This is a genomic window from Burkholderia sp. RF7-non_BP4, assembly GCF_001521935.1.
GTDB classification, from domain to species: domain Bacteria; phylum Pseudomonadota; class Gammaproteobacteria; order Burkholderiales; family Burkholderiaceae; genus Burkholderia; species Burkholderia diffusa.
In genome coordinates this window covers 159,087-166,830 of record NZ_LOTA01000048.1, presented here as the reverse complement: position 1 = coordinate 166,830, position 7,744 = coordinate 159,087, and the positions used below count along the sequence as shown (strand labels likewise).

The following is a 7,744-nucleotide window of genomic DNA, read 5'->3' as shown; positions in this document are numbered from 1 at the left end:
TTTTAAAGAGCATTTCTGCGAGAAACCTGGAGTTTCTCAGCAGCGCTGCGTTTTCAGCAGCAGAGAAGCGAGATTATCAACCGTTTTTTAAAACTCGTCAACAACTTTTTTAACTACTTCGTTGCGACGACTGCGGTTTAATTTCGTATGCACTGGAGTCGATAAAACCGACTTCAACAGCACCGCTTCCCTTCTTCCCCCCGCGCTGCGTTTCCGTTAGCGCGAAAGAGGCGTGATTCTAAGCACCCGCCCCAGTCTCCGCAACCCCCTTTGTGAAATATTTTTGACGTGCTATGCCGGGAGCCGCTGAGCCGCAGCCGCGGTCATAAATAAGCAACACGGCAGGAGCAGCCTCGGTCGCCCGTGAACCGCCCCGCCGCAGCGAACTCAACCTTCCGTCGATTACCGCCCAACCATCGCCCTCACCACCCCATCCCGCCGAATCAGTCCGTGATACAGCGCCGCCGCGAAATGCGCGAGGAACGTCAAGAAGAACAGATAGGCCAGCACGCGATGCGCGACCCTGAGCCAGGCGAACGTCACCGGATCAGCCGACACAATCGCCGGCAGCTGCACACCACCGCCCAGCGTCACCGGATACCCGCCTGCCGACAGCATCGCCCACCCGATCAGCGGCATCGCGAGCATCAGCGCGTACAGCACCAGATGCGACCCATGCGCGGCAACCTTCTGCCACCAGGGCAGATCCTCGGGCAACGCGGGCGGCTTCGACACGAACCGCACCACGATACGCACGCAAACCAGCGCCAACACGGCAATCCCCAGCGGCTTGTGCAACGCCACCAGGAAATCGTGCCGCCCCGAAACCGACGCCACCATCCCCACCCCGATGAACAGCATCGCGACGATCATCGCGGCCATCACCCAATGCAGCAGCCTCGCCGGCAAGCTAAACGTCGTCGTCGCCTTCATCATCGTCCCTCCGCACTCAGTCGCGCCGCGCCGGCCACGCCGGCTTCTTCACTCGTCCGGCGCAGATACGAATCCGCATACGCCGCGGACCGCGCCGCCAGCAACGGATCCCCCGACACCTGAATCCCCTGCGGCAACACCGTCGGGTCGTAATTCACGTCCCGGCACGGCCCGCTGTCCTGCGCCTCCACGCGATCGAGCACGAGCGTCCCCGCGTCGATCGTCGTACGCTGCGCGGGCCAGGTCTTCGTCGCGTCGTCCACCGGGTCGCCGGGCTCCGCCAGCGTGACCAGCAACTTCCACTTCTGCGCGCCGTCCGCGATGCGCCGCGTCAGGTCCTGCTGCAGCACGTTCGGATCCGCGGCCGTCGCGACGTCGCCGGCGCCCGTCGTCTGTTCCGGCACGACGCGCCACCTCACCGCCTGGCGCTTGCCGGCTGCATCGACGAAGTAGAACGCGTTCAGCCCGTAATAGCTTTCGGTGACGTAGCTCGCGCTCGGCTTCGCACCCTTCACCCAGGCGCGGAATGCAGCCGTCTCCGGATGCGCGCCGAAAAACGCCTTCACCTTCGCCGGATCGGGCTTGCCCGTCGTCGGATCCGGCCGGGTCGCCAGCAACTGCGCGTAGAACGCCTTCGGCGTCGCCACCGGAAACACCGGCATCGCGTTCATCCCGGTCCGCCATTGCTGGCCGTCCGGCGCGGTGAGCTTCAGCGCGAGGCTGCGGATCGGCACGCTGCTGTCGGGCGCATACGGATTCCCGCCCGGCAGCGCGAAGCGCCCGACCACGGGCGTGCGCACCGCCTCGAAGAACGGCGCGACGGAATACGCGCTCGCGGCGCCGTTGCCTTCGAAGTAACCGGTCACGCACACGCCCTTCGCGTGATTGCGCCGGAAACCCGGATGCTCGCCGCCGGCCGTCTGCAGCGCGTCGACGAGCCGGTGCGGGGTCAGACGCGCCGGCGCGAGCCAGCCGCCGACATACCCGAAGGCCACGGCCACGCCGGCCACCGCGCCGCCGATCACGGCCCAGCGCCACCACCCGCGCCCGGGTTCGCGCGGCGGCGAAGAAGAGGAAGATTGCTTCATGGATGCACTCCCGATCGTCAGATCATTGTCGAACGCGTGTAGGACGCCACCCGCGCCGCTTTATTCCATCAAGAAATTTTTCGTATGCTGACGGAATAAGCGGCGCCGACCGGCGTCCTACGCGGCATCTCCACGCTTATCGGCTCGCGCCCCGGCCATGCCCTCAAACGCCCCCGACGACGACGCATTGCGCGAACTCATCCCCAGGCTGCGACGCTTCGCGCTCTGGCTGGCGCGTGACGTCCACGCGGCCGACGATCTTGTCCAGTCGACGCTCGAGCGCGCGCTGTCGCGCTGGGCGAGCCGCCGCGACGACGCTTCGCTGCGCAGCTGGCTGTTCACGATCCTTTACCGGCAGTTTCTCGACGGCAAACGCAGCGCGAAGCGCTACGCGTGGCTGCTCGGCCGCATTCGCGACGACGACGAAGCGCACTGGCCGTCCGCCGAACGCGAGGCAACCGCGCGCGCGACGCTCGAAGCGTTCGGCCGGCTCTCCGACGAGCAGCGCAGCCTGCTGCTGCTCGTCGCGGTCGAGGGCTTCACGTATCAGGAAGTCGCCGACCTGCTCGACGTGCCGATCGGCACCGTGATGTCGCGACTCTCCCGCGCGCGCCGGGCACTGCGCCAGCTCAGCGACGGCGAGCTTCCCGCTCCTTCTCTCCGCTTGATGAAATGAACACGCTCCGTCCCGACGAACACGATCTCCAGGCCTATGTCGACGGCCAGCTCGACGACGATGCGCGCGCCGCGGTCGAGCGATATCTCGCGCTGCATCCGGAAAGCGCGGAACAGGTGAAGCAATGGCAGATGGATGCGCAGCGGTTGCGGGCCGCGCTCGAGAGCGTGCGGATGCCTGGCGAAAATCCTGCGCTCGATCCGGCGGCGCTTCGTGCGAAGCGTGCGGAGCGCTCGCGGGTGCGGTTCGCGATGGCGGCTTCGTTCGTGTTCTGTATCGGGCTCGGGACGTTTGGCGGGTGGCAAGCGCGTGGGTGGAACGCGGCGCCGCCGATCGCGCCGATGAGCGATGCGGTCGAGGCTTACCGGATGATGGCGGTCGATCAGACCGCGAAGGTGGACTTCCGGCCGACGAGTGCGAAGGATTTGCAGACGTGGCTCACCCGGCGCATGGGGGCGTCGGCGAGGCTGCCGGATTTGAGTGCGGCCGGGTTCCGGCCGGTTGGCGGGCGGTTGTTTACGACGGACAGCGGCGCGACGGCTGCGATGGTGCTTTATGAGGACGACGCCGGGCGGACACTGAGTTTCTATCTCCGACCGGCGGAATCGAAACATCGGCTGCTGCCAGCCGGGCAACGTGTGGATGGGTCGTTGCTGGCGCGGTATGGGTCGGTGAATGGGCTCAACTTCGCGGTGGTCGGGCCGGTGGATAATCTTGGGGAGCAGGCTGTCGTGCGGGCGCTCGATCAGCAGATTTGATCGGGGTTACGCGCTGCCTGCGATTCAGCCTAGGCGGTTCGATCAGTCTGATGGCGCTCACGCTCACCGTTCGAGTCCACAGCGTTTGGATTCGCTTTCGCGGTGGTTATCCACATCGTGAACATCGTCGCGATGCGATCGCGAATGGACGCACCTTCTTCGCTTTCGATGTCACAGGATTTGGCGTCGTTTCAGCGCGGGATATCCACATCGGCCGCAACAGCTTGGCATGCCATCTCTTGTCGAACCCCTCACCTTTGGGGGACACAGCATTTCGAGTGCCTTTGGGCCGGGATATCCACGCCGCCCTCACCGCGCTGGTACACAGGATTTCGATTTGGCTGCTCTCGGGTTGTTCATATGCGCGCGGGCGCTTCAGATCAATGTTGCCCGGTGGGATGCACAGCGTTCCTGATTGTTTTGCGTGCCGGTTGTCCACATGCAACTATCGGGCGCTACGGCGGCACGAACGTCACTTGGTCGAGTAAGCCCCGAGAATCTCGCCGGTTTCCGGGGACACGAATAGGCAGCCTTCAGACCGAGCAGCGTCGCGGTATCGAGATCGACGGAACACCGGCGGATGGTCCCGAAATTCAGCTTGGCCATCCGTCCCCCTGAGACATTGCGCTCAACTTACGCTTCTTTCTGCAAGGCCATCAATTCCCTTAAGCAATCAGCACACGTTGCCGTCAGTAGTCCGATGGCTGCTTCCATCGACTCGTCGTCGTTAAAGCGGTAGACACCCCCTCCTTCGTGCGTACCGCCCAGCTCGCGCACTTTCGCCTCTTCGGATTCCAGCATGTAGCCGGGATACTCGATTTCGTGCCGCACGAGCAGCAGCGGGACGATCCGACGGCCGCCCTTCCAGTTGCTGCGATCGTTAATGAGGTCGGATACGGTCCGCGTCACGAGCTCGCCGCCTACATGTCCGTGGGACGGGCAATTCATCAGCGGCATCGCGTCACCTGTTTCCTCGAAACTGCCGGTGGCTTCGCGCCTGCCTCGAGAAAATACGACGACTCGTCGGGAATGACGCCATCCACGTAACGCCTGTCTTCCCACAGCAAGCGCCATCGCGTGCGCACGGCCAGCTCCATTGCATCTCTGACCTTCGGCGCTCGCGTTCCTCTGCCCAGGTAATTGAAGCACCCCCTGTTCGGGAATACGCGGCAACCGCCCACCGGCACGATGCCAAGCCACTTCGATCGCTCGACGGTAACGGGTTCCCAGATGCCGTCGCAAGGCACTTTATCGCCGGACTTGATCATCACGCCGACTGGTTCCGGAATCTCCTGCAAGTCCTCCGGAAACACCGGATACGGCAGCGTGTAGAAGCTGTGTTCGTATGCATGCGGTGAAAGCAGCAGCCCAACCGAGCACAGTTGTGCGAGGTCGGTATATCCCGGCTCGAACGGCGCATACTCCATCTGGTATTCCGATGCGTGCAGCAGTCGAACAAGCGCATCGACCTTCGGCGGGTACGGGGCAATCTGCGCACCCCGATCCCAGTAATCCGGATGAGGGAAGAAATACGCATTCAGATGGTTGTACCGAGCAACCGCATATTGCAGCGGCTCACCGCGCCGCCAGACGAACCGGTGCCCTCGGGCCAGCTCGGACAACCCTCGATCGTAGGCCGCAAGGATCTCGAAGATCATCGGCAGATTATTTGCCGGCATGGGCTCCGGATCATCCGCGGACTGGTTCTTCACAGCGCTCTCATATTCATTCGCGAAGATCGCAAACGCATCACGCTTGCGCTTCCAGAGCGAAAAGCTGGTCAGGCGTTGAAGCAGCCAGACGATCCTGCGCCGCGTCGTGTCATCCGTCATGTCGTGTGACTGTGGCGTGTTTGTCATAACGGATCCTCGTGCAACTGCGGCCACATCGGGCATATGCACCTGCGGCGCAGCCAGCAATACCTGTCACCAGCCTCACATTGACGGGTGCCTTCATCGATCGTCGGGATCGAACCTCATGTTCAATCGCTCTTGTACCAACAACGATTCTGAACCCCGGCGATTCTACAGACACGAGCGTTCGAGCTGGTCACAGGCTTCGACTTCCATTGCTCCGTCTGCCGGACGAAGTGCATGCCGTGCCCGGATCACAGTCGATGGACTGTGCTTATCCAAAGGTGTTAACAGAGTTCGTATACATACGTAGTGATAGTTAACAAGCTCGGTGCCTCACAGTGGATAACCCCCGTAACGCCCTGAATTTCCAAGACGAATCGGAACGCATAACCACCGGCGATACACACGCAAAACTCTGTGAAGCACAGAACAACTTTTCGTCGATTCACAGCCACGCCGACATATCCTCAATCGTTCCACTGTGAATCCAGAGGCTTGCCGGACGGTTATGCAGAGGGCAATGTGGATAACGTCACAGCGCATCGACACGTTTTGCTGTGAGGCGAAGCAGTGAAGCCAACGTGCCCGGCATCGCGAGACTTCATCGATCATCGACACCCGAACACGCCCGATTCAAAAAATTTTCACGAAGGGACTTGCGCACCTCCAAAACCCTCTCTATAATTCGCGGCTTCTTAGGCTCGTAGCTCAGTTGGTTAGAGCACCACCTTGACATGGTGGGGGTCGTTGGTTCGAATCCAATCGAGCCTACCAACGAACAAAATGAAGGGGTCTGGCAGTACGCATTGCCTACGGGCAATCCGGCTCGCCAACATACGAACGCCACGCGGCAACATCGCGTGGCGTTTTTCTTTTTGCGGTCGAAATAGCGCATGCACGCGCGCGACGCTCCATGTGCGATACATGCGCGACTGGCGGCCAGCAATCGACAAGGCAGGGCGCAAAGCCCCCGCTCGTCAAGCATCAATGCAGATGCTTCAACTTGTCAGGATTCCGCACGACATAGATCGCGACGATCTTCCCGTCTTCGATCTCGAGCGCCGTGGTCTGCAACTCGCCGTCGGCCTCCAGCGTGACGAAACCCGGCAACCCGTTGACGAACCCGGCACGCACGAGCGTCGACGCATGCGTGGCGAACAGCCCGGCCAGGTATTCGTGCACCTTCATCACACGCTCGAAGCCGAACACCGGCTTGCCCGCGGCCGAGCGCTTGCCGCCGCCGTCCGAATGCAGGCTCACGTCCTCGGCGAGCATCGCACCGAGCGCACGCATGTCGCCGCTGCGTGACGCCGCGAAGAACGCCTCGGCCAGCTCGATCCCGCGCAGCTTCTCGACATGAAACCGCGGCCGCGCCTCGCGTACATGCGTGCGCGCCCGCGCCGCAAGCTGCCGGCATGCGGCCGGGTCACGCTGGATCGTCGTCGCGATCTCGTCGAATTCGAGGCCGAACACGTCGTGCAGAAGAAACGCCGCGCGTTCGAGCGGCGAGAGCCGTTCGAGCGCGAGCATCAGCGGCAGCGTGACGTCCTCCTGTTCATCTTCCTCGACGACCGGCTCCGGCAGCCACGGGCCGATATACGTCTCGCGCTGGTGCCGCGCGGACTTCAGCTGATCGAGGCACATGCGTATCACCATGCGTCGCAGGAACGCCTCGGGCACGCGCACGTCCGTGCGATCGACGTCCATCCAGCGGATGAACGCCTCCTGCACGATGTCCTCGGCGTCCGCGACGGAACCGAGCATCCGGTACGCGACGCGGATCAGCGTGCGACGCAGCGGATCGAAGCTCGCCGCAGCGTCGTCCTGGTCTTCGGCGCTGCCCGCGGCCGGATCGAGGTCCGTCATCAGGCCACCATTTTCGCGGCAGCGGCTTTCGCTTCAGCCGGATCGATCCACAGCCCGAAGCCGACGGCCAGCCGGTTCCAGCCGTTGATCACGTTGATCATCACCGTGAGTTTCACCTGTTCCTCCTGGCTGAAGTGGTCGTTCAGCGCCGCATACGCGGCTTCGTGCGCGCCATGGCCCTCCGACAGCCGCGTGAGCGCGTCGGTCCAGCCGAGCGCCGCGCGTTCGCGGTCGGTGTAGCAGGGCGCTTCGCGCCACGCGGCCAGCAGGTTGATGCGCTGCTCGGTCTCGCCTTGCTCGCGCGCCTCGACGGTGTGCATGTTAAGGCAGTTCGCACACGCGTTGATCTGCGACGCGCGGATCTTGACCAGCTCGATCAGCGTCGGCTCGAGGCTCCCGGCAGCGGCGACCGATACGGCCATCCAGTTCTTCATCAGCGCGGGGGTGGCGGCAAACGGATTGAGTTTCGCAGTCATGGTTCCTTCTCCTTTCGTGTGGGTTCCGTTGATATGACGAGCGAGACCCCCGCGCGTGTGACATCGATGCGAAAAATTTTTCAAAAGCCGG

8 protein-coding genes and 1 tRNA gene are annotated in these 7,744 nt (G+C 63.0%); 3 read left to right on the top strand and 6 right to left on the bottom strand.

The genetic code is table 11. The annotated features are described in order from the left end of the window. Positions 1-402: 402 nt before the first annotated feature. Both WS49_RS18245 and WS49_RS18240 read right to left on the bottom strand, forming a co-directional pair. A complete protein-coding gene (locus tag WS49_RS18245) occupies positions 403-936 on the bottom strand; it encodes a cytochrome b (protein ID WP_059531397.1) in 534 nt (177 codons plus the stop codon). Beyond that, complete coding sequence (locus WS49_RS18240; protein WP_059531394.1) at positions 933-2,021, bottom strand: catalase family peroxidase; 1,089 nt, start codon at positions 2,019-2,021, stop codon at positions 933-935. The genes WS49_RS18245 and WS49_RS18240 overlap by 4 nt, the downstream gene beginning before the upstream one ends. A 157-nt stretch (positions 2,022-2,178) precedes the next feature. On the opposite strand from WS49_RS18240, the gene WS49_RS18235 reads away from it, so the two are divergent. Then, complete coding sequence (locus WS49_RS18235; protein WP_059531391.1) at positions 2,179-2,697, top strand: sigma-70 family RNA polymerase sigma factor; 519 nt, start codon at positions 2,179-2,181, stop codon at positions 2,695-2,697. Beyond that, positions 2,694-3,455 (top strand): anti-sigma factor family protein, encoded by a 762-nt coding sequence (locus WS49_RS18230; protein WP_059531388.1) that lies wholly within the window; start codon positions 2,694-2,696, stop codon positions 3,453-3,455. The genes WS49_RS18235 and WS49_RS18230 overlap by 4 nt, the downstream gene beginning before the upstream one ends. Positions 3,456-4,088: 633 nt before the next feature. On the opposite strand, the gene WS49_RS18225 is transcribed toward WS49_RS18230, so the two are convergent. Together WS49_RS18225 and WS49_RS18220 are read right to left on the bottom strand one after the other, a co-directional pair. Further along, a complete protein-coding gene (locus WS49_RS18225; protein ID WP_059531384.1) occupies positions 4,089-4,412 on the bottom strand; it encodes a hypothetical protein in 324 nt (107 codons plus the stop codon). Then, positions 4,403-5,314 carry an Imm72 family immunity protein gene (locus tag WS49_RS18220; RefSeq protein ID WP_059531381.1) on the bottom strand — a complete coding sequence of 304 codons (912 nt, stop codon included), beginning with the start codon at positions 5,312-5,314 and terminating at the stop codon, positions 4,403-4,405. The genes WS49_RS18225 and WS49_RS18220 overlap by 10 nt, the downstream gene beginning before the upstream one ends. Before the next feature lie 694 nt (positions 5,315-6,008). Here WS49_RS18220 and WS49_RS18215 point away from each other — a divergent pair. Beyond that, positions 6,009-6,085: transfer RNA gene (locus WS49_RS18215), tRNA-Val, on the top strand. A gap of 210 nt (positions 6,086-6,295) precedes the next feature. Here WS49_RS18215 and WS49_RS18210 read toward each other — a convergent pair. Both WS49_RS18210 and WS49_RS18205 read right to left on the bottom strand, forming a co-directional pair. Next, the gene (locus WS49_RS18210) at positions 6,296-7,177 is read right to left on the bottom strand and encodes a sigma-70 family RNA polymerase sigma factor (RefSeq protein WP_059531379.1); all 882 of its coding nucleotides are present in this window, start codon (positions 7,175-7,177) and stop codon (positions 6,296-6,298) included. Then, complete coding sequence (locus tag WS49_RS18205) at positions 7,177-7,653, bottom strand: carboxymuconolactone decarboxylase family protein (RefSeq protein ID WP_059531377.1); 477 nt, start codon at positions 7,651-7,653, stop codon at positions 7,177-7,179. Before WS49_RS18205 ends, WS49_RS18210 begins: the two co-directional genes overlap by 1 nt. Positions 7,654-7,744 lie beyond the last annotated feature (91 nt).